The sequence below is a fragment of the Marivita sp. genome (assembly GCF_017643905.1).
Lineage (GTDB): Bacteria > Pseudomonadota > Alphaproteobacteria > Rhodobacterales > Rhodobacteraceae > Marivita.
This window is the reverse complement of record NZ_JAEPMO010000080.1, coordinates 1-21,250: the sequence shown is the minus strand read 5'-3', so window position 1 is coordinate 21,250 and position 21,250 is coordinate 1. Positions and strand designations below refer to the sequence as shown.

At 61.1% G+C, this 21,250-nt stretch carries 24 protein-coding genes and 2 pseudogenes; 22 read left to right on the top strand and 4 right to left on the bottom strand.

What is annotated here, in order from left to right; genetic code table 11:
* The 4 genes and pseudogenes from JJ869_RS13695 to rpsI form a co-directional block, all read left to right on the top strand.
* A pseudogene (locus tag JJ869_RS13695) lies at positions 1–324 on the top strand (PLP-dependent aminotransferase family protein); the annotation flags it as partial.
* A gap of 88 nt (positions 325–412) precedes the next feature.
* A complete protein-coding gene (locus JJ869_RS13690; protein ID WP_292267914.1) occupies positions 413–937 on the top strand; it encodes a GNAT family N-acetyltransferase in 525 nt (174 codons plus the stop codon).
* Between the two features lie 175 nt (positions 938–1,112).
* Positions 1,113–1,577 carry a 50S ribosomal protein L13 gene (gene rplM, locus JJ869_RS13685; RefSeq protein ID WP_292267912.1) on the top strand — a complete coding sequence of 155 codons (465 nt, stop codon included), beginning with the start codon at positions 1,113–1,115 and terminating at the stop codon, positions 1,575–1,577.
* Entirely contained in the window at positions 1,577–2,065 is a 489-nt protein-coding gene (gene rpsI, locus JJ869_RS13680) for a 30S ribosomal protein S9 (RefSeq protein ID WP_292267911.1), read from the top strand. Before rplM ends, rpsI begins: the two co-directional genes overlap by 1 nt.
* A 109-nt stretch (positions 2,066–2,174) precedes the next feature.
* Here the strand turns inward: rpsI and JJ869_RS13675 are convergent, their stop codons facing one another.
* Both JJ869_RS13675 and tsaA read right to left on the bottom strand, forming a co-directional pair.
* Positions 2,175–3,203: a fatty acid desaturase gene (locus JJ869_RS13675; protein ID WP_292267909.1), complete on the bottom strand. Its 1,029-nt coding sequence runs from the start codon at positions 3,201–3,203 to the stop codon at positions 2,175–2,177.
* Between the two features lie 103 nt (positions 3,204–3,306).
* Complete coding sequence (gene tsaA, locus JJ869_RS13670; RefSeq protein WP_292267907.1) at positions 3,307–3,798, bottom strand: tRNA (N6-threonylcarbamoyladenosine(37)-N6)-methyltransferase TrmO; 492 nt, start codon at positions 3,796–3,798, stop codon at positions 3,307–3,309.
* A gap of 134 nt (positions 3,799–3,932) precedes the next feature.
* Between tsaA and JJ869_RS13665 the strand changes: the two genes are divergently transcribed.
* The 6 genes from JJ869_RS13665 (at position 3,933) to JJ869_RS13640 (ending at position 8,503) form a co-directional block, all read left to right on the top strand.
* Complete coding sequence (locus JJ869_RS13665) at positions 3,933–4,826, top strand: helix-turn-helix transcriptional regulator (RefSeq protein ID WP_292267905.1); 894 nt, start codon at positions 3,933–3,935, stop codon at positions 4,824–4,826.
* 76 nt (positions 4,827–4,902) lie between these two features.
* Complete coding sequence (locus JJ869_RS13660; protein ID WP_292267904.1) at positions 4,903–6,651, top strand: DNA polymerase III subunit gamma/tau; 1,749 nt, start codon at positions 4,903–4,905, stop codon at positions 6,649–6,651.
* Positions 6,627–7,010, top strand: coding sequence for a hypothetical protein (locus tag JJ869_RS13655; RefSeq protein ID WP_292267903.1), 384 nt, complete (start codon positions 6,627–6,629; stop codon positions 7,008–7,010). Before JJ869_RS13660 ends, JJ869_RS13655 begins: the two co-directional genes overlap by 25 nt.
* A gap of 15 nt (positions 7,011–7,025) precedes the next feature.
* On the top strand, positions 7,026–7,370 hold the full coding sequence (locus JJ869_RS13650; protein WP_292267902.1) for a YbaB/EbfC family nucleoid-associated protein: 345 nt from the start codon (positions 7,026–7,028) through the stop codon (positions 7,368–7,370).
* 48 nt (positions 7,371–7,418) lie between these two features.
* Entirely contained in the window at positions 7,419–8,012 is a 594-nt protein-coding gene (gene recR, locus JJ869_RS13645; RefSeq protein ID WP_292267901.1) for a recombination mediator RecR, read from the top strand.
* Between the two features lie 107 nt (positions 8,013–8,119).
* Positions 8,120–8,503 carry a rhodanese-like domain-containing protein gene (locus JJ869_RS13640; RefSeq protein ID WP_292267900.1) on the top strand — a complete coding sequence of 128 codons (384 nt, stop codon included), beginning with the start codon at positions 8,120–8,122 and terminating at the stop codon, positions 8,501–8,503.
* A 61-nt stretch (positions 8,504–8,564) separates the two neighbouring features.
* Here the strand turns inward: JJ869_RS13640 and JJ869_RS13635 are convergent, their stop codons facing one another.
* A complete protein-coding gene (locus JJ869_RS13635) occupies positions 8,565–9,338 on the bottom strand; it encodes a DUF1013 domain-containing protein (RefSeq protein ID WP_292267898.1) in 774 nt (257 codons plus the stop codon).
* 133 nt (positions 9,339–9,471) lie between these two features.
* Here JJ869_RS13635 and JJ869_RS13630 point away from each other — a divergent pair, with 133 nt between their 5' ends.
* Entirely contained in the window at positions 9,472–10,110 is a 639-nt protein-coding gene (locus JJ869_RS13630) for a ribonuclease T2 (RefSeq protein ID WP_292267897.1), read from the top strand.
* 2 nt (positions 10,111–10,112) lie between these two features.
* Here JJ869_RS13630 and JJ869_RS13625 read toward each other — a convergent pair whose 3' ends face one another.
* On the bottom strand, positions 10,113–10,805 hold the full coding sequence (locus JJ869_RS13625) for a COQ9 family protein (RefSeq protein WP_292267894.1): 693 nt from the start codon (positions 10,803–10,805) through the stop codon (positions 10,113–10,115).
* A gap of 210 nt (positions 10,806–11,015) precedes the next feature.
* Between JJ869_RS13625 and rpsU the strand changes: the two genes are divergently transcribed.
* The 11 genes and pseudogenes from rpsU to JJ869_RS13570 all read left to right on the top strand — a co-directional run bounded on the left by rpsU (position 11,016) and on the right by JJ869_RS13570 (position 21,045).
* Positions 11,016–11,222, top strand: coding sequence for a 30S ribosomal protein S21 (rpsU, locus tag JJ869_RS13620; protein WP_092835189.1), 207 nt, complete (start codon positions 11,016–11,018; stop codon positions 11,220–11,222).
* A 339-nt stretch (positions 11,223–11,561) separates the two neighbouring features.
* Positions 11,562–12,137 carry a hypothetical protein gene (locus tag JJ869_RS13615; RefSeq protein WP_292267889.1) on the top strand — a complete coding sequence of 192 codons (576 nt, stop codon included), beginning with the start codon at positions 11,562–11,564 and terminating at the stop codon, positions 12,135–12,137.
* 75 nt (positions 12,138–12,212) lie between these two features.
* On the top strand, positions 12,213–12,890 hold the full coding sequence (locus JJ869_RS13610) for a haloacid dehalogenase type II (RefSeq protein WP_292267887.1): 678 nt from the start codon (positions 12,213–12,215) through the stop codon (positions 12,888–12,890).
* Positions 12,890–13,711: an alpha/beta hydrolase gene (locus tag JJ869_RS13605; protein ID WP_292267885.1), complete on the top strand. Its 822-nt coding sequence runs from the start codon at positions 12,890–12,892 to the stop codon at positions 13,709–13,711. Before JJ869_RS13610 ends, JJ869_RS13605 begins: the two co-directional genes overlap by 1 nt.
* Positions 13,712–13,714: 3 nt before the next feature.
* Positions 13,715–14,692, top strand: a complete 978-nt coding sequence (locus JJ869_RS13600) for a threonine/serine dehydratase (protein WP_292267883.1) — start codon at positions 13,715–13,717, stop codon at positions 14,690–14,692.
* 10 nt (positions 14,693–14,702) lie between these two features.
* A pseudogene (gene pcaD / locus JJ869_RS13595) lies at positions 14,703–15,491 on the top strand (3-oxoadipate enol-lactonase).
* A 66-nt stretch (positions 15,492–15,557) separates the two neighbouring features.
* Positions 15,558–16,763 carry a TCR/Tet family MFS transporter gene (locus JJ869_RS13590; RefSeq protein ID WP_292267881.1) on the top strand — a complete coding sequence of 402 codons (1,206 nt, stop codon included), beginning with the start codon at positions 15,558–15,560 and terminating at the stop codon, positions 16,761–16,763.
* A gap of 74 nt (positions 16,764–16,837) precedes the next feature.
* Positions 16,838–17,917: an alcohol dehydrogenase catalytic domain-containing protein gene (locus JJ869_RS13585; RefSeq protein WP_292267879.1), complete on the top strand. Its 1,080-nt coding sequence runs from the start codon at positions 16,838–16,840 to the stop codon at positions 17,915–17,917.
* A gap of 85 nt (positions 17,918–18,002) precedes the next feature.
* Positions 18,003–19,238, top strand: a complete 1,236-nt coding sequence (locus JJ869_RS13580) for a mandelate racemase/muconate lactonizing enzyme family protein (RefSeq protein ID WP_292267877.1) — start codon at positions 18,003–18,005, stop codon at positions 19,236–19,238.
* 71 nt (positions 19,239–19,309) lie between these two features.
* The gene (locus JJ869_RS13575; RefSeq protein WP_292267875.1) at positions 19,310–19,630 is read left to right on the top strand and encodes a metalloregulator ArsR/SmtB family transcription factor; all 321 of its coding nucleotides are present in this window, start codon (positions 19,310–19,312) and stop codon (positions 19,628–19,630) included.
* A complete protein-coding gene (locus tag JJ869_RS13570) occupies positions 19,627–21,045 on the top strand; it encodes an amidase family protein (RefSeq protein ID WP_292267873.1) in 1,419 nt (472 codons plus the stop codon). Before JJ869_RS13575 ends, JJ869_RS13570 begins: the two co-directional genes overlap by 4 nt.
* Positions 21,046–21,250: the final 205 nt, after the last annotated feature.

Below are 21,250 nucleotides of genomic sequence, written 5' to 3'. Positions count from 1 at the left end.
GTTGTCGCGATCCGCGAACGTATGGCCGAATACGTGCGCGTCGCGGTAAATGCCCTCGGAACATATAGGCTGACCTGGCACGAGGACGTCCCGTTCCTGTGGTTACCCCTGCCCCAAGGCTGGCGCGCCGCCGCGTTTTGCCGGGCCGCCGAAGCGCGTGGCGTGCAGATCAGATCCGCCGATGAATTCGCTCTGCGCGACGGTCGCGCGCCTCATGCAGTCCGAATCGCCGTGAACGCGCAGGTTCCCCTGCAGGAGTTCGAAAACGCCATGTTGCAGTTGCGTGATCTTCTTGGACACCCGCCCGAGCAGATAAGTGTCTGATTTCCCGCTGGAATGATTAAAAAACGGTCGCCTGCCACCAATTCGGAGGCTAGGCTGCATTTCGCGACTCACCTACCAAGAGACATCAATGGGTTTAGACATCAGCGTGGCCTTCGTCGAAACGCGGCCTGATCTCGACGAATTGTCCGACATTCTGACCGAATATTACGCCCAGATTCTCGAGCGATTGATGGCGGTTGGCGGTCCAAGCCTGTCTGTCGAAGATCATGTAAAGTCCAGCCTTGATGTGATTGATGACTTCATGCCGCCGAATGGCGGTATTCTCTTGGCGCGGGACAGTTCCGGATACCTTCTGGGGTGCGGCTTTGTCCGGATGATCGACGACCACCGGGCCGAACTGAAGCGTCTTTTCGTGCGCGACCTTGCCCGAGGCTATGGACTTGGTCGCCGGATGATCGAGATGCGGATCGAAAAAGCCAAGGAACTTGGGGCAACGACAATCCTTGCAGACACCGTGCGCGGCAACAGCTCCATGCTGGCGCTTTATGACCGATTGGGGTTCAGCGAAACCCCCCGCTATGACGGGAATGCGAATCCGGCGGCCTTCGAGAAGTATCTCGTCTATCGAAAGCTCGAACTGGCGGACGCCTGAAACAGTCGAAATATGTGGGGTATAATAATACCTTATTTTTAAGCCACTGATTTCAAACCATTTATTCAGATAAACGCCGCTTGACTGCGATTTGGCAATCCTTATAACCCGCCCATCGGAATATACGGGGTGCCCGCACCCTGCCTTACCAATCAAACGTCAGGGACATCCCACGATGAAAACCTTTTCTGCAACACCGGCAGACATCGACAAGAAATGGATCCTGATCGACGCCGAGGGCGTCGTTCTGGGCCGTCTTGCTGCGATCGTCGCCACCCGCCTGCGCGGCAAACACAAGCCGTCCTTCACTCCGCATATGGACATGGGTGACAATGTCATCGTGATCAACGCGGACAAGATCCAGATGACCGGCAACAAGCGTCAGGAAAACTTCTACTGGCACACCGGCCACCCGGGCGGCATCAAATCCCGCACCAAGCAGCAGATCCTCGAGGGTGCACACCCCGAGCGCGTCGTCCAGAAAGCGGTTCAGCGCATGCTTCCGGGCAACCGCCTGTCCCGCAAGGTGATGACCAACCTGCGCGTCTATGCTGGCGCCGAGCACCCGCACGAGGCCCAGAGCCCCGAAGTGCTGGACGTCAAATCCATGAACTCCAAAAACACCCGGACGGCGAAATAATGGCTGAGCAACTCAATTCTCTCGAACAGCTGAACACCGCCGCAGGCCTCGATGCTGCGCCGGAAGTGGTTGAAATCCCGCGTGAGCCGCAGCGTGATGCGCTGGGCCGCGCCTATGCCACCGGCAAGCGGAAAGACGCGGTTGCCCGCGTCTGGATCAAGCCGGGTTCCGGCAAGGTCAATGTGAACGGCAAGGAAATGAACGCCTACTTCGCGCGTCCGGTTCTGCAGATGATCCTGCGCCAGCCGTTCGACGTGGCCGGCGTTGCCGACCAGTTTGACGTAATGGCCACCGTCAAGGGAGGCGGTCTGTCCGGTCAGGCCGGTGCGGTTAAGCACGGCATCTCCAAGGCGCTGCAGCTTTATGATCCGAACCTGCGTTCGGCGCTCAAGGCTGCTGGCTTCCTGACACGCGACAGCCGCGTTGTGGAACGTAAGAAGTTCGGTAAGCGCAAAGCGCGTCGGAGCTTCCAGTTCTCCAAGCGTTAATCCACGCTTTCAGAATATCGAAAAGGCCGCCTTTCGGGGCGGCCTTTTTGTTTCTGGCATCACGTCCTGGAGGTGCCGGGCTGACGCCCGGCCTACGCTTGAGAAAGGATCAAAGCGACCGCGCCTGGCGGAACGACAGCAACCGACGGGAGCCTTCGTCCCACAGATGCAGACGTGCATTGGCAAAGCTTTCGCGGATCGTCATGCGATTGTGCTCGGCAAGGCTTGCATGATCGCGCACCACTTCGGGCAGTCGATAGAACGGGATGCGACTGTATAGATGATGCACATGGTGGATGCCGATGTTTCCGCTCAGCCATTGAAGCACGGCTGGCATCACGTAATGCGAACTGCCATGCAGCGCAGCATCGTGCAATTGCCACTGCTCCTCGCCTTCCCAGAACGTGGTCTCGAACTGGTGTTGCACATAGAAGAGCCACACACCTGCCGTCGCTGCAAGCAGCGTGGATGGCAGGAAAATCAACAGGATCGGCATCAGTCCACCGAAGTAAAGCATGACCAGCAGCCCGGTCAGGATCGCCGCGTTTGTGCCCATGGCGCTGGCCCAGTAGCGGACGCTGGACATCAGGCCAAGCGGGATGCGGTTCTGAACAAGGAACAGGTATCCCGGCCCCAATCCGAACAGAATGATCGGGTGGCGGTACAGCCGGTACATCAGCTTGTTCCAGCCAGAAAGCGCCTTGTACTCTGCAACGGTCATCGTGTGGACATCGCCGATCCCCCGGCGTTCCAGATTGCCGTGTGCGCTGTGATGGATCGAATGGGTACGCCGCCACACATCATACGGGGTGAGCGTGAGAACCCCCAAAATGCGACCCAGCCAATCGCTGAGCGTCCGGTTATTGTAGAACGATCCATGCCCGCAATCATGCTGGATAATGAACAAACGCAGAAGAAAGGCTGCGTTTACACAAGAGATGATGAAGGTCAGCCAATAACTGATCCCCAAGGCCCACCAAGCGGCGACCCAAAGGGCGACGAACGGGCCAAGCGTCACGGCGAGTTCGAAAGAACTGCGCATTGCGTTCGGTTCACGATATTTGGCGAGAACTTTTACCCAGTCTTTGGCGGATGTTTGCACGGGCGTTTGCCCGGAAATTGTAAACTGCTCGGACATAAGCCTGCTTTTTTTGTCACTGTTGCGGCGTTTTACCCGATCCAACGCGATCCGCCTACTTCTCTTTCGTGTTCAATCGAAGATTTGAGGCATTTTGCCACTGTCAGTCGTGGTCGGCATCCTTGTGCGGAGCTTGAGGCGTGTAGGCGCACCGCTCTGGCTTGATGTCGATCAGCGGTGTTTTGTCGAGGCAATCCAAACCCTTGACGACCAGGGTTGGGCCTTCTTGCCGGATCAGGCGAACGCGCGACAGGCCAATGGGGTTTGGTCGCACCGGAGACCGCAGCGCGAATGTACCTGTGGTAACACCATCGCCGCGCGGGCTTTGCAGGACCAGATCCCGCCGGGATCGATGCAACCAGTAGAGCACATCGAGAAATTCAAAGCTGGTGATGCCCTTTAAAGCGGGTGCCCAATCAGGATGCAGTTCGATCCGGCACTCCGGGCCAGTCAGCTTGCCTTGCCGCGGGCACAGATCGCGCGTGGTGAAAGGTGTGCGGATCATTCCGATAAAATAAACGGTGTCGCCATCGGGCAGGATTGGATCAATGGCGATTTCGCCTTCACGCAGATCGGTCGGGTTGGAATCGGTCATCTCTCACCTCCGCGACGGGTACCGTGACAGAATGCAAAGTTTGGTCGCGATGGCCAGTGGCGATCACGCTAAGCAAGAAAGCATGCGTTGCCCATCTTGCCGCGCCTCGGCGTGTCCTCCATAGTCGCGTCGCTATGGCGAATACAGACACATCCCCTGCGGAAAGCTACCTGACAGTGCCGGAATTGGCGGCGCTTTTGCGGATCAAGGAACGCAAGGTCTACGATCTCGCGGCCACCGGAGCCGTGCCTTGTTCCAAGGTCACTGGCAAACTGCTGTTTCCTGAACAAGCCGTGCGCCGTTGGCTTGAGCGTGGCCAGACCGGATCGGGACAGGATCAGGCGGCCCGACCGGCGGTGTTTCTCGGCAGCCACGACCCGCTGCTCGACTGGGCATTGCGCCAGTCCGAATGCGGCATCGCCACGTTTTTTGACGGATCGCAGGACGGTCTTGACCGGTTTGCCGCCCGCGACGGTGTGGCAGCCGGGTTGCACATGTTCCACGCCGCGTCGGGCACGTGGAACGTGGCTTCGGTCAATGCCACCCTGTCCGGATCTCCGGCAGTTCTGCTGGGCTTCGCAAAACGGCGGCGTGGGCTGGTGATGAAACCCGATCTGGCGGCAGACATCGGCGGTCTTGCCGATCTGGTGGGTCGGTCCGTGACACCGAGGCAAATCGGCGCTGGCAGCCGCACGCTGTTCGACACTCTGCTGCGCGACGCCGATATTCTGCCTGAGACCCTGCGCATGCGGCCTGTCGCCCGGAGTGAGGCGGATGCGGTGCTGGATGTGGCAACGGGTCCTTCCGACGTGACTTTCGGGCTTGAAGCGCTGGCCGCCCAGCATCATTTGGCCTTTGTCCCGTTGATCGAGGAAAACTTTGATCTGCTGGTCGCCCACCACGCCTATTTCGAGCCGCCGATGCAACGGTTTCTGGCGTTCCTGCGTTCGGCCGAGTTCATCGAATACGCGGCCGCAATGAAAGGCTATGACCTTTCCGAGGCCGGAACGGTCCGTTGGAACGGATGACGCGGAAAACCGTCCGACAAATGGTGGACGCTGGCGCACGCGCAGCTTAGGTTTGCCCGCAACCAAGGATGCCTGAATGACCGACGCAACCCCGTATCAGGTGCTTGCCCGCAAGTATCGCCCCGAAACCTTTGCCGACCTTGTCGGGCAAGAGGCGATGGTGCGCACGCTCAAGAATGCGTTTGCCGCCGACCGCATCGCCCAGGCTTTCGTGATGACCGGGATTCGTGGGATTGGGAAAACCACCACCGCGCGGATCATTGCAAAGGGTCTGAACTGTATCGGACCGGATGGTACTGGTGGGCCGACAACCGACCCTTGTGGCCAGTGCGAACATTGTGTGGCGATCATGGAAGGTCGGCATGTTGACGTGATGGAGATGGACGCGGCCTCGCGCACCGGAGTGGGAGACATTCGCGAGATCATCGACTCCGTGCATTACCGCGCGGCATCAGCCCGCTACAAGATCTACATCATCGACGAAGTTCACATGCTGTCGACTAGTGCGTTCAACGCGCTTTTGAAGACGCTGGAAGAACCTCCAGCACATGTGAAATTCATCTTTGCCACCACCGAAATCCGCAAGGTTCCGGTCACCGTTCTGTCGCGCTGTCAGCGGTTCGACCTGCGGCGGATCGAACCCGAAATGATGATTGCGCTGCTGCGCAAGATCGCAACGCGGGAAAATGCAGAGATCACGGATGACGCGCTGGCGTTGATCACCCGCGCGGCGGAAGGGTCTGCGCGAGACGCGACCTCGCTTCTGGATCAGGCGATCAGCCACGGTGCGGGGGAAACCACCGCCGAACAGGTCCGCGCGATGCTCGGTCTGGCCGACCGTGGTCGCGTGCTCGACCTCTTCGATCTGGTGATGAAGGGCGATGCGGCGGGCGCTTTGACGGAGCTGAGCGCGCAATATGCCGACGGGGCCGACCCGATGGCGGTGCTGCGCGATTTGGCGGAAATCACGCATTGGATTTCCGTGGTCAAGATCACACCCGAAGCTGCCGAAGACCCCACCATCAGCCCTGATGAGCGCCAGCGCGGGCAGGATTTCGCAAATGCGCTCGGCATGCGGCCGCTGACACGGCTGTGGCAGATGTTGCTCAAGGCGCTGGACGAGGTGGCGCAGGCCCCCAATGCGATGATGGCCGCCGAAATGGCAATCATCCGCATGACGCATGTGTCGGAATTGCCAAGCCCCGAAGACCTCGTGAAACGGCTGCAGGAAGCGCCTTCACCGCCCCCGCCTTCGGGTGGCGGGATGTCTGCGGGCGGTGCCACGCGGACGCAAGCGATGGGCGGCCCTGCCCCGACGCATGCGTCGTCATCGGGGCCCCACGCCGCGTACGGAGGCACGGTTCTGGCGGTTGCCGCCGATCAGGCACTGGCACGGTATCCCACGTTCGAGCACGTGATCGAACTGATCCGGTCCAACCGCGATGTGAAACTGCTGGTCGAGGTGGAAGGCTGCGTGCGTCTGGCGGCCTATCAGCCCGGACGGATCGAGTTCACACCTACCGACAACGCCCCTAGCGATCTGGCGCAGCGCCTTGGTGGTGCCTTGCAGCGCTGGACGGGCAATCGCTGGGCCGTGACTTTGGTCAACGGTTCCGACGCACCAACCATCGTTGAGACCCGCGATGCTGCCGAGACGGCAATCAAGGCACAGGCGGCGGAACACCCCTTGGTCAAGGCGGTGCTGGACGCCTTTCCCGGCTCAGTGATCGAAGAAGTGCGCACACCGGATCAACTGGCCGCCGTGGCTGAAGCCGAGGCATTGCCCGAAGTGGAAGACGAATGGGACCCGTTCGAGGAGGAGTGATCCTGTCGCTCCTGCCGGGTATGGCATGGGCGCAGGACTGCGCTGTGCAGCGACCTGGATGGGATGGAGCGCCGGTCAGCGTGGTACAGGAGGCGGTGTTTCTTGCGTCCTCGCCCGCCGCATTGGTGCTGTTGCTCGGCACCGCCGTCGCCATCCGCTTCAAGAGCCAATGGGGGTCGCTGGCGGTGGTGCTGGGTTGGACGGCCTTTGTCACCTTCCTGACCATGCTCGCACCCGCCTCGCGGAAACTGGCGACGGCGGAAGGCTGCGTCGGCTCGCCCGCCTTGTTCATCGGGGTCATCGCTGCAATATGTGTAGCAATGATCTTTTACACCGCGCCGCCGATCAAGGGGCGCTGACTTACGGAGAGACACATGTTCAAGGGTTTGGGCCAGATGGGCGACATGGCCAAGATGATGAAGGCCGCGCAGGAAATGCAGGGCAAGATGGCCCAGATGCAGGAAGACCTGGCCACGATGACAGTGACCGGCGAAAGCGGAGCAGGTCTGGTCAAGGCCACCGCAACGGCCAAGGGCGAACTGACCGCACTCGATATCGACCCATCGATCTTTAACAGCGACGACAAGGAAGTGGTCGAAGACCTTATCCTTGCGGCGATCAAGGACGCGCAGCAAAAGGCGCAGGACAAGGCGCAGGAAGAGATGGGCAAGCTGACCGAAGGTCTGGGCCTTCCAGCGGGCATGAAGCTGCCGTTCTGATTTTTGCGGATTATTCTCCCTTCCTACGCAAGCGGTTGGACCTGACACATGCGTGACGGCGGCGACATTGAAGCGCTCATTGCGATGATGGCGCGGCTGCCGGGGCTTGGCCCCCGGTCGGCCCGTCGCGCGGTGCTGCACATGATCCGCAAGCGTGGGCTGTTGCTTGGGCCGCTGGCCGAGTTGATGACGCGTGTCGCACGGGATGCCCGCGAATGCCTGAACTGCGGCAATATCGGCACGCAGGACATTTGCGACATCTGTCAGGACAACCAGCGCAACAACGGTTTGCTCTGCGTGGTCGAGGACGTGTCGGACCTTTGGGCGATGGAACGGTCGGGTGTGTTCAAAGGCCGCTATCATGTCTTGGGTGGCACCCTGTCGGCATTGGACCAGGTTGGACCGGAAGAACTGCGCATCCCGAAACTGTCGGCGCGGGTGGAAAGCGAAGAAATCACGGAAGTGATCCTTGCGCTCAACGCCACAATCGACGGGCAAACGACGGCGCATTACATCGCGGATCAGTTGGAAGGCCGGGTGACGATGACGTCACTTGCGCAGGGCGTGCCTATCGGCGGAGAACTGGATTACCTCGACGAAGGGACGATCACGGCAGCGATGAACGCGCGCAAACCGATCTAGGCCTCACAACTCTCTTTGCGTGCAAGCGCACCGCAAGAAAAGGCTCGTTCCAACGCCCCGGATCGGGCAAGACTCGGACGGGGCTGACACGGCTTTAGGAGACCGTCATGGATATCGAACAGACAGAACAGGGCACGCTTGAACATTGGAGCCCGGCAGAGGTTGCGGCGGCGTTCAACGAGGACAGGATCGTGCTGATCGACGTGCGCACCCCTCAGGAATTTGCACTGGAGCGGATCAATGGTGCGCTACTGGCACCGATGCAGTCGTTCCAACCGAACCACATGCCAGACCAGTCGAAGAAACAGATCGTGTTTCACTGTGGGTCCGGTGTGCGGTCGGCACGTGTGGCCAAGCTGTGCCTTGCCGCTGGCGAAGACCGGATCGCCCATATGGCGGGTGGCTTTGCCGCGTGGAAAGATGCGGGCCAGACCTATGTCGGCACCGACATGGCCACCGGCGCCCCCAAAGAGATGCGCAAGTCATCTTAAAACAACAAAAAACCCGGCTCCGCAGGGCGGGCCGGGTTTTTTAAAGGACTATCTCAGTCAATCAGCGACGCGGATCGTCGTCGTCATCATCTTCGTCATCGTCATCATGTGTGCCGTCCGGCAAGTTGAAGAAGCTATCCGCATCCGCGTAGTCTTCTTTGCTCTTGGATTCGCTGCTGTCATAGGACGAACCGGACAGGCTGAAGGTTTCGAGACCTTCGATGGCGCTCGGAAGGCGCGGTTCCGCATCCATCTCGAGGCTCTGCTCGGTCGATACAAGCTTGCGGCGCTCGTCATCGGTCATCACCGCTTCTTGTTTCTTCGCAGCCTTGGCGACAGCGGCATCCAGTTCTGACTGTTTGCAGAGGCCCAGTGCCACCGGGTCAATCGGCTGGATGTTGTTGATGTTCCAGTGTGTACGCTCGCGGATCGCCTGAATGGTTGGTTTGGTGGTGCCGACCAGTTTGGAGATTTGACCATCGCTGAGTTCCGGGTGGAACTTGACCAGCCACAGGATCGACGCCGGACGGTCCTGACGCTTGGACAGCGGCGTGTAGCGTGGGCCACGGCGCTTTTCCTCGCCCTGAGCGGCGGCATAGACCTTGAGCTTGAGAACATGCATCGGGTTGTTTTCACCCTTCTTGATCTCGTCGGCGTCAAGCTGATTGTTGGCAATGGGATCGAAACCCTTGACCCCGGCGGCCACGTCGCCATCCGCGATACCCTGCACTTCAAGCTCGTGCATTCCGGTGAAATCCGCGATCTGCTTGAAGGTCAGTGTCGTGTTGTCCACCAGCCAGACTGCGGTGGCTTTTGCCATAATCGGTTTACCCATCTCGCGTCTCCTTACGCATAGCTTTTTCAGTCTCTCGGAGCGGGTCCAAGAGGTCCCGGTCTTCCGGGACGGTTTCCATTGTCAGGGAACTTGGCGGCCTTATAGTCCCGCAGAGGCAAAGAGGGAAGAGGCAATGCGGGTTTTGGTGCTGGCCTTGGTAGGGCTAATCGCGGCGTCGATGGCGTGGGCGAAAGGCGAACGCTCTGGTGAGTTCGACTATTATGTCATGTCGCTCAGCTGGTCGCCCACGTGGTGCGCCATCGAAGGCGATGCGCGACAGTCGCCGCAATGCGACGCGGATGCGGATTTCGGCTGGGTGCTGCACGGGCTTTGGCCGCAATACCATCGCGGCTGGCCGTCCTATTGCCCGACGGTCGAACGCAATCCATCGCGGTCAATGACCAACGACATGGCGGATATCATGGGGACCTCCGGTTTGGCCTGGCACCAGTGGAACAAGCACGGTGTGTGCAGCGGTTTGTCAGCGCAGAACTACTATGACCTCTCGCGCAAAGCCTATGGCACAGTGGTGCGGCCCGAGGTGTTCAGACGGCTGGAGAAGGCGGTCAAACTGCCCGCTTCGGTGGTCGAAGAGGCGTTTCTCAAGGCAAATCCGCAGCTTGAGCCTGATATGATCACCATCACCTGCAAGGACGGTCGCATTCAGGAGGCGCGCATCTGCCTGTCGAAGTCACTGGAACCCGTGCCCTGCGGTCGGGATGTGGTGCGTGATTGCACCGCGACAGATGCATTGTTCGATCCGATACGGTAAGATCAGCGCGGGGCCGTCCAACCGCCGGGCAGGTCATCGCGCCGCGCCTTGGGAGACTTGATCCGCGACAGAACAGATTCCGCGCCCTTCATCAGCCGACTTATCCCCGGCGCTTTGCGCACCTGCGCCTTGACCTTTTCAATCTGCATCACGTCGTCGATCCGACGATCCAGAAATGCCCATGTCGCTTGATTGTCGAGCGAATCGTCCCCCAGCCAATAGAGAACGGTCGACGAATAGACCCCCGACAGCGTTGCGCGTTTGGTGTACCAGTTGATGTCCCGTGACCCGTCACCCAGCGCAGTCCAGATTCGGTCCGCCGTGCCCCAGATCAGCTTGGCCCCTTCGGCGGCGTGCATCGGCAGCGCGAACAGGGTTGCGCCCCGGCGCACCGCCTCTTTGTCTTCAACCAGTTCGAGCCGCAGACGGACCGCCAAGGCGACCCGATCCCGGAACCGCATGTCTGTCAGATCCCGCGCCTCGAGCGCCGCGATCATCGCGTCGTCGCCGCGCCGGTGATAGGCTGCAGCAAGATCGATGGCCCCGCGCGGGAACAGGCCACGCGCCACCGCAGGCGACACATCGGCATCCGCGATCGCGGCCTTGAACGCAGTCTCGGACCACCCATCGAAGGGCACATGCAAAAGCGCCGCGTTGAGCACCAGGTCTGCCGGGTCTTGCATGGGTTCAGGCATCACACGCCTCCTGTGTTGCAGGTTCATGTGTAAGAGTAGCGCACGGACCCGCCGAAGACCACGCGGCACAGTGGTTTATCGGTCAGTTGCATCAGCCGAGCTAAGGCAGGTTTGGTAAAGCATTGCGCTGGACAAAGCATCCGAGCCTTGCTATACGGCGCGCTCCTGCAAATCCTTGCAAATCCAACTTAGAAAGGTGGTGAAAACCACATGCAGGTAAGTGTTCGTGACAACAACGTCGATCAGGCGCTCCGCGCTCTGAAGAAAAAACTGCAGCGTGAAGGCGTTTTTCGTGAAATGAAGCTCAAGCAGCATTTCGAAAAGCCGTCTGAGAAAAAAGCACGCGAGAAAGCCGAAGCGATCCGCCGTGCGCGCAAACTGGCGCGTAAAAAGGCACAGCGCGAAGGTATGGTCTAAGCAGTTCTTTCCAACACGCTTTGATTTTGACAGCCCCCGGAGCCCCGCGCTTCCGGGGGTTTGTTTTTTGCCCGGTTAACTCTTTTGAAACCAAGCCGGCCAAAGAATCTTCGTACGAAGATTCTCGGGCACCCATGAGCGTCTTGTCATGAGATCATCCTTTCGACGGGCAAGTATACGGCGCTTTCCGCGGTCCTCACTTGCACGACTCGCCCCGTCCGTGCCAGCTTGATACCAGCCCGGCACAGTATTTCCGCCGAAGCTTTGTTTATTCTCGGCCCACATGGACGGCCTTTGCTTTTCTGCGTTCCGGTGAGGCCACCTTTCGAGGGGTGATTTATGACTGGAGAGAACTCTGCAACCAATGCCGCAGTCACCGTCGCGGCGTTTTCAGTTGAATATGCCATAGAAGGCAGGATCAGCATGGCTGGCGGGTTGTCGCGGGGCGGGGCTGCCGGCCTGTTGGTCCAACCGGTTGTCTGGGCGGTTACAGGAAATGGTCCTGACGCCGCCGATGCGTTCATCTACGGCGTTGGTGCCGCAGGGGCAATGGCAGGGTGGATTCTTGCTGTGCCTGCCACTGTGACTGGCATCATCAAGGCCGCCGTTGATGACTATGTTGGCGGCTTTGTGCAAGAGGCCAAGCAGGATGAGCCCGAAGCGGTGCGCGGTGGTATCTATGGAACCGATGATTATGGATTCTGGTCGGCCAACAACCACATCACTGCTATGACGATTGCCAGTTATGGCGGCGTCGCTTGGCAACACCGAAACGGAGCATATCTGTTCATCAAGGATGCCAGCGATACCTTGATCTGCGACTACCATCCGCGGTCGTATCAGCGGCTCTATCGTCCGGTTATACCGCTTCGGCGCAATGGCGACCGGGTCGCTTGGACCAGTGCCGACTTTTGAGGACGAAACAGCGCTTCCCTCCCCTCGCGTGATCTGACACGTTGCGGCTGAATGATCGGAAGGAAGGCGGCGCTGATGGCACAGATCTGTGTATTCGACGCGTATGGCACGCTGTTCGACGTGGCGGCGGCCGCACGCAACGCGGCAGAAGAACCGGGGCGTGATGCGCTCAAGGCTGTGTGGCCACAACTGGCAGAACACTGGCGGCTGAAGCAACTCCAATACACGTGGCTGCGCACCATCACTGTTGACTACACGCCCTTTTGGGAGGTCACCAAACACGGTCTGGATTGGGCGATGGAAAAGGTCGGGCTGACCGACGATCCCGAACTGCGCGAACGTCTTTTGGCGCTCTATTGGGAACTGGCGGCATACCGCGAGGTGCCGATGATGCTGGCGCGGCTCAAGGCAGCGGGCAAAACCTGCGCGATCCTGTCGAACGGCAGTGTCGACATGCTCGAAGGTGCGGTCGACAGCGCCGGGATCGGAGAATTTCTTGACGCCGTGCTGTCGGTTGAAGATGTGGGCATCTTCAAACCCTCATCCCGCGTCTATGACATGGTCGGCGCGCGGTTCGGCTGCACCAAGGAGGATGTGCTTTTCGTGTCCTCGAACGGCTGGGATATTGCTGGTGCCGCAGGCTATGGCTTTGAGACGGTTTGGGTCAATCGCGCGGGCGATCCGGTGGACCGCCTGCCGCATCGCCCTGCACATGTGCTCAAAGACCTGACCACGATCCCGGAGTTGGCGTGATGGCCAAGTTTACCACGTCAGATGGCCTGTCCCTGCACTATACCGATGAAGGCGACGGCCTGCCCCTGCTCTGCCTTGCCGGTCTCACCCGCGACGGGCGCGACTTCGAATTCGTGGCACCACATCTTGAAGGGGTGCGCCTGATCCGGCTGGATTATCGCGGGCGCGGCCAATCCGATTGGGGTGACCCGGCCACCTATCAGATCCCGGTTGAAGGCCGGGACGCGGTGGAGTTGCTCGATCACCTTGGGATCGACAAGGCGGCAGTTTTGGGAACGTCGCGCGGCGGGTTGATCGCGATGGTTCTCGCAGCGACGGTCAAGGATCGGCTGCTTGGCGTGGCGCTCAACGACATCGGACCAGACATCGCGCCCGAAGGACTTCAGGTGATCAAGGACTATATTGGCCGACCGCCTGTGCTGAAAACGCATGCCGAGATGGCAGAGGCCCGCGCGCGGGTGATGACCGCCTTCCAGAACGTGCCGCCCGAGCGCTGGCTGCGTGAGGCACAGATCCTGTTCAACGAAACCGACGACGGGCTTGAACTGACCTACGACCCCCGCCTGCGTGACGCGGTGCTGGAGGGCGGAGCGCAGCCAATGCCCGATCTCTGGCCGCTCTTCGATGCCCTGTCCGGCCTGCCGCTCGCGAGCATTAGGGCTGCAAATTCCAATCTGCTGTCACCCGAAACCTTTGCCGAGATGAAACGCCGCCGCCCTGACATGATCGCGGTCGAAGTCCCGGACCGGGGACACATTCCCTTTCTTGATGAACCCGAAAGCCTGAACGCGCTGCGGCGCTGGCTGGATATGCTGAGGTAACCCATGGACATTCAACGCATCGAGGCGGCAGCAAGCCGCCTGAAAGGTCACGCGCGGGTCACGCCGCTTTTGTCGTCACCGTTTCTTGACGAGATCGCCGGGCGGCGCGTCTTGGTCAAGGCGGAATGCCTGCAACATACCGGCAGCTTCAAATACCGCGGCGCGCGGTCGGCGGTATCCGCCCTCTCGGACGAGCAGCGCAAGAACGGGGTGATCGCCTATTCCTCGGGCAATCACGCACAGGGTGTAGCTTTGGCCGCTAGGCAATTCGGGGCCAGCGCTGTGATCATCATGCCCGCGGATGCGCCCAAGATGAAGATCGACAACACCCGCGCCCTTGGGGCCGAAGTGGTGCTGTACGACCGTGCAACAGAAGACCGGGACGCCATTGGAACAAAACTGTCGGACGAGCGCGGCCTGACCCTGATCCGCCCCTTCGACGAACCCGAAGTGATCGCAGGACAGGGCACGTGTGGGCTCGAAATCGCAGCACAAGCGGCGGAACTGGGCGTGACCGAGGCCGATGTGATTGTCTGCTGCGGCGGCGGTGGCCTGACATCCGGCATCGCTTTGGCGCTGGAGGCCCGCGCTCCGGGCATGCGGGTTCGCCCAGCGGAGCCAGAAGGCTTTGACGATGTGAGCCGCTCTTTGGCGTCAGGCCAGATCGAACGCAACACCGGCAGCGCGAGTGGCCTCTGCGATGCGATCGTGACACCGCAACCGGGGAACCTCACCTTCCCGATCATGCACCGGCTTTGCGGTCCGGGGATCGTCGTATCCGATGACGAGGCACAGCGTGCCATGGCGCAGGCTTTTGCGCGGTTGAAGCTTGTCGCCGAACCCGGTGGCGCAGTGGCTCTTGCGGCAGCGCTTTATCACGGTGACCAGATCGACGGCGACACGGTGATCTGCACCATCTCCGGTGGCAATGTGGACCGCGCGGTGTTCCTGCATGCGCTTGAACAGTTCGGCGAAGGATAAACCCCGGGCCATGCTGATTGCTGATCTTGACGATATCCGCCTGCACTACCGCATCGACGGCGATCCCGACGGCGCGCCGGTTGTCTTTTCCAACTCCCTTGGCACCGATTTGCGCCTCTGGGACAAAGTGATCGCGCGCCTGCCGCAAACCGGGTTGAAATACATCCGCTGCGACACGCGCGGACACGGGTTGTCGGAGTGCACGCCACCGCCCTACGGGATGGGCACATTGGTGCGCGATGTCGAGCGGTTGATGGACCATCTCGACGTCAAGGATGCCGTCTTCGTCGGCCTCTCCATAGGTGGGATGACCGCGCAAGGGCTGGCGGCCAAGCGGCTGGACCTTGTCCGCGCGCTTGTGCTGTCGAACACCGCCGCACGAATTGCCACGCGCGAGATCTGGACCCAACGCATCGCCGATGTCGAAGCGGGCGGGGTCGAGGCGCTGGCGGATGCCACCATGATCCGCTAGTTCACACCCGCCTTTCGCGCCTCGGACGAGTTCCGCATCTGGCGCAACATGATGGTGCGCACGCCAGCAGACGGTTATATCGGCTGCTCCCATGCCATCGCGGGCACAGACTTCTACACGACCACCGCGTCATTGCGACTGCCGACACTGGGGATCGCGGGCAGCGAGGACGGATCGACACCCGCCGATCTGGTGCGCGAAACCACCGCTCTGGTGCCGGGATCGCAGTTCCATCTTATCCGTAAGGCAGGCCATTTGCCCTGCGTTGAAGCCCCTGACGAATACGCCCGCGTGCTGAGCGCGTTTATTGCCGCACAGGCGCATTGACTGGCGAACTGTCAAGTGTAGTTTACACATCGAGGGCACATCTGCCTGATCCCGAAAGCTCTGCGCATGCGCCTGCCCGTCGTCTTTATCCTGCTGACCGTGATGATCGACGCGATGGGGGTTGGGCTGATCATTCCCGTGATGCCCGACCTGATCCGCGAGGTCACAGGCGGCGATCTGGCCAATGCGGCGCTTTGGGGCGGTGTGCTGACAACCGTGTTCGCCGTGATGCAGTTCCTCTTTGGTCCGGTGATCGGCAACCTGTCGGATCGTTTTGGCAGACGGCCGGTGCTGCTCATCTCGCTTGTTGTGATGGCGGCGGATTACGTGGTCATGGCCGTGGCAGGCACCATTTGGCTCTTGCTGCTGGGTCGGATCGTCGGGGGCATCACCTCGGCCACCCAGGCCACCGCGTCGGCCTATATGGCCGACATTTCGGACCCCGACAAAAAGGCGCAGAACTTTGGCCTCGTGGGCGCAGCGTTCGGGTTGGGATTTGTGATTGGCCCGCTTTTGGGTGGGCTGCTGGGCGAATGGGGCACCCGCGCACCCTTCTGGGCGGCCGCGGCGCTCGCGGGCGCAAATGCCGTGCTGGGCTACTTCGTCCTGCAGGAAACCGTGACCGACGCGATCCGACGCCCCTTCGAATGGCGCCGCGCCAATCCGTTCGGGGCCTTCAAATCGCTGGGCGAGTTGCCGGGTCTTGGTCGGCTCTTCGCGGTGTTCTTCCTCTACCAGGTGGCGTTCTTCGTCTATCCGGCGGTCTGGGCGTATTACGGACAGGCGCGCTTTGGCTGGAACGCAGGCATGATCGGCCTGTCGCTGGGTCTTTTCGGGATCATGATGGCAGTGGTGCAAGGCGGGCTGATCCGCCTGATCCTCGCCCGCTTGGGCGAACGCGGCACGGTGATCTACGGTCTTGTCTTCGATGTCTTCGCGTTCGGCGCACTGGCTTTTGTCACATCGGGCACCATGGCACTGATCCTGACACCGCTGGCTGCCCTTGGCGCGGTCATAACCCCCGCCTTGCAAGGCATCATGTCCAAGGCGGTCGGCGCGAAGCGGCAAGGTGAATTGCAAGGCGCCCTCACCTCGATCGGGGCAATTGCGATGATTGTCTCACCGATGGTGATGACCGGCGTCTTTGCGCAATACACCCGCGCGGAAGCTGAGATCTTCTTCCCCGGCGCGCCGTTCCTGTTGTCGCTGGCGTTGATCTTTGTGGCCCTCGTCGTGTTTCTCGCCCCGCGCCGCAGCCCTGTCGCGGCGTGACCTGCAGAGGTCGACTTCCCGCTTGCGCTTGTTCCGTGTGACCCTCAGGTTGGCCCCAACACAAGGGAGACCCCATGACCCGCATCAAAGCCGCTGTCTGCACCGAATTCGGCCAACCGCTCCAGCTGGAAGAGCTGGAATTGCGTGCGCCTGAGGCAGGCGAGATCGAAGTCACACTCGAAGCGGTGGCGATCTGCCATTCCGACATCCACTATGCCGAAGGCGCATGGGGCGGAGACCTGCCTGCGGTGTACGGCCACGAAGCGGCAGGGCGGATTTCAGCCGTGGGTGCATCCGTCAGGGACCTGACGGTCGGGCAGCGCGTCGTGGTGACTTTGATCCGCTCCTGCGGCAGTTGCGCGAATTGCGCCAGCGGGAAGCCTACGATCTGCGAGGCCCCAGATACGGGCGCGTCCCCGATCACCCGCCCTGATGGCACACCGGTCAAGAAAGCGATGGATTGCGGCGCCTTTGCCGAGCGGGTCGTTGTACATCACAGCCAGGTTGTCCCCCTGCCCGACGACATGCCACCCGAAGCCGTCGCGCTGATGGCCTGCGGCGTCATCACTGGCGTTGGTGCCATCGTGAATGCGGGCAAACTGCGCGCGGGTGAAGACGTGGTGGTGATTGGTGCGGGCGGCGTGGGTCTCAACGCCATTCAGGGCGCACGGATCGCCGGGGCACGGCGCATCGTCGCCGTGGACATGACCGAGGATAAGCTGGAAACAGCAAAAGCCTTTGGCGCAACCGACGGCGTCCTTGCCACACACAAGGCCCCGTGGAAAGCGGTTCAGAGAATCCTCGGACGCGGCGCAGATCTGGTCGCAGTCACAGTGGGCGCGATCCCGGCTTACAACGACGCGCCGCGCTATCTGGGCTGGGGCGGCCGCATGGTGATGATCGGGATGCCCCATTCCGGTGCCATGGCGGAATACGAGCCGGTTGTGCTGGCCTATATGGCGCAGGGCATGATCGGCTCCAAGATGGGCGACGTGGTGATCCGCCGCGACATCCCGTGGCTGGCCGACCTTTACCGCCAGGGCCGTCTGAGGCTGGACGAGCTGGTGTCCGGCCGCTGGTCCCTTGACCAGATCAACGAAGCCATCGCCGACACCAAGGCCGGCGGGGCCAAGCGCAACGTGATCCTATTTTGACCGACCTCCGCCAAACACGCGTTTCCGTGGACGGAAACGCGAGGATGCGTCGACGCATCCTCGGCCCACAGGAAAGGGACAGCACATGAAACTGCACGCGCTCGATGTGATCACCACCGCACCCCCTGCTCCGGGCTGGGGCGGGCGGTACTGGACGCTCGTCAAGGTGACCACCGACACCGGCATCACCGGCTGGGGCGAATGCTACGCCTCCAGCGTCGGCCCTGACGCGATGAAAGCGGTGATCGAGGACGTGTTCGACCGGCACATGTGCGGCGAGTCCCCCGAGAACATCGAACTGATGTTCCGTCGCGCCTATGCCTCGGGCTTTACCCAGCGCCCCGACCTGACCGTCATGGGCGCGTTCTCGGGTCTGGAGATCGCCTGCTGGGACATCCTCGGCAAGGCGCGCGGACGTCCCGTCTGGGCACTTCTGGGGGGGCAGATGACGCCAAAGGTCCGCGCCTACACCTATCTCTACCCCCTGCCCCATCACGACATCGATGGGTTCTGGACCAACCCTGACGCACAGGCCGAGGCTGCGGCGCATTATCTGAAACTGGGCTTTACCGCGCTGAAATTCGACCCCGCCGGTCCCTACACGATCCGGGGCGGCCACCAACCTGCGCTGACGGACATTTCGCTGTCCGTCGAGATGTGCAAGGCGATCCGCTCCGCCGTCGGTGACAAGGCCGATCTTCTGTTCGGCACCCACGGCCAGTTCACCACCTCTGGGGCGATCCGTCTGGGACAGGCAATCGAACCGTATCTGCCGCTTTGGTACGAAGAGCCGATCCCGCCCGACAACCTGCTCGAATTCGCCGAAGTCGCCCGCGCCGTGCGCATCCCCATCGCGACCGGCGAACGCCTGACCACGAAGGCCGAGTTCGCCACACTTCTGCGCACGGGGGGCGCCAAAATCCTGCAACCCGCCCTGGGTCGCGCAGGTGGCATTTGGGAGATGAAAAAGCTGTCTGGCATGGCGGAAGCGTTCAACGCGGAAATGGCACCGCATCTCTACGCAGGCCCCGTCGAATGGGCGGCGAACGTGCATCTGTGCACATCCATTCCCAATGTCCTTTTGGCAGAAAGCATCGAAACCCCGTTCCACGCTGCCCTGATCCGCAACACGATCCGGGTCGAGGACGGGTTCATCACAGCTCCTGACACCCCCGGTCTGGGCATCGACGTGGACGAAGATCTCGCCCGCGCGCATCCTTTCACCGGAACCGGCCTGCACCTGCAAATGCAAGAGGCACCGTGTGACTACAAGAATGGCAACGCCTTCACCGGCGGCGCTCCGACAAGATCCGAGGCTTAAAGGCCGCGATAAATCTTTGAAACCTGCCTCCCTTCGGTGTTAAAAGCGCGGGGATTGCTGGGGGTTATCCGATGAACGAGACGAGTGTCGCGCCCGATGCCGCGCAGGACATGGCCGAAAGTGCCGAAAAGGCAGCCGCCTATCTCAAGACGCTTGCGCATGAAGGCCGGCTGATGATCCTCTGCCACCTCGGCGTGGGCGAGAAGTCCGTCGGCGAATTGGAAGCCCTGCTCAATATCCGGCAAGCCGCGGTCAGCCAGATGCTCGCGCGTCTGCGCGACGAAAAGCTGGTCAAGACCCGACGCGATGGCAAGACCATCTACTACAGCCTGAACGACGAAAACACCGCGCGTCTGATCGCGCATCTGCATGGGATGTTCTGCGGATCGTGACGCGCCCTGACACTGCCTTTTCCGGCCCCGAGCTATGCGCGAAATCCGCGCGTGATGTCATCACTCTTCTCCGCAAGGGAGAGGTGACAACAGAGGATCTGATCACCGCCAGCCTGTCACGCATGGATCAGGTGGAACCTGCGGTGAACGCTGTGGTCACCCGCTGCCCTGACCGGGCACGTGCGGCGACTGTCTCCAAAGACAGCGCTTTGGGCGGGCTTCCCATCGGGATCAAGGATCTCAACGCGGTCGAAGGTGTCCGCACCACCTTTGGCACCAAAGGCATGGCCGATCACGTGCCCGGCGCATCCGACCCGCTTGTCCTGCGGCTGGAACAGCGCGGCGGCGTCGTACTAGGCAAGACCAACACGCCCGAATTGGGCGCTGGGGCCAACACCTTCAACGCGGTCTTCGGTGCCACCCGCAACCCATGGGACACGCGGATGAATGCCGCCGGCTCATCGGGTGGTGCGGCTGTGTCGCTGGCAACCGGAGAACTCTGGCTCAGCCACGGATCGGATTTCGGCGGCAGCCTGCGCAGCCCAGCGAATTACTGCGGCATCGTAGGCCTGCGCCCCTCGCCCGGTATCGCTGGCGGCAGCTCGGCACATCTGGGCTTCACCAATGGCGGTGTCGATGGACCCATGGCACGGGACGTTCTCGACTGTGCGCTCTTTCTCGACGCGATGGCGGGCTACGATCCTGTCTGGCCGATTTCCTTCCCGGCTCCCGAAACCTCCTATCTTGAGACCGCGGGCCGCGACGCTGGCAAAATCCGCATCGCCTACACGCCCGACCTCAATGGCTTTGCCGCCGTCACCTCAGAAATTGACAGTGTTCTGCGGGGCGCTCTGGAAAACCTGAAACTGCCCTCGATCACGGTCGAAGAAACCTGCCCCGACCTGCCGCGACTGGACGAGACTTTCCGCGCCCTGCGCTGCCTGTCCTTCCTCGGCAGCTATCAGGTGACGCCGGAAAGCGTCACCATGCACTACAAGGATACCATCAAGGGCAACCTGAAAGACGCCCGCGCGATGACCTTTGACGATTATGTCCAGGCGGAACGCGACCGCGCCGCGATCTACAACACGATGGCGGGCTTCTTCAAAACACATGACGTGCTGGCCTGCCCGGTCAATGGCCTTGCCCCTCTGCCGGTCGAAATCGAATACCCGACCGAGGTCGCGGGCCGTCCGATGCGCGACTATATCGACTGGTTGCAATTCGCGTTTCTTGCAACGGTGGCGGGCCTTCCCGCGCTATCCCTACCTGTTGGCTTCACGCCCTCAGGCATGCCCGTCGGACTTCAGTTGATCGGTCCTCCACGTGGCGAAGCTCGGCTCTTGCAGGTGGCGCATACTTTGGAACAGGCGCTGAACCTGCCCGTGACACTGATCGACCCGATCGTCCGCTAACGCCTTAAACGATAGGTCAGCGCAGCATGGAACCTGACGCAGCGCTGCGTCGGGAAATGCCCTGTCCTGCTGGACCAGAACGGCGCGGTTGCCCTCGAAACTCAGGTCACCCAAGTTCGACAAAATCCGCCGAAATTCGCCTGAATTGAGGGTGGCTGGCTGAGTTATTTCAATGATTTAGCGGTTGTGTTCGGGCAAATTTCTG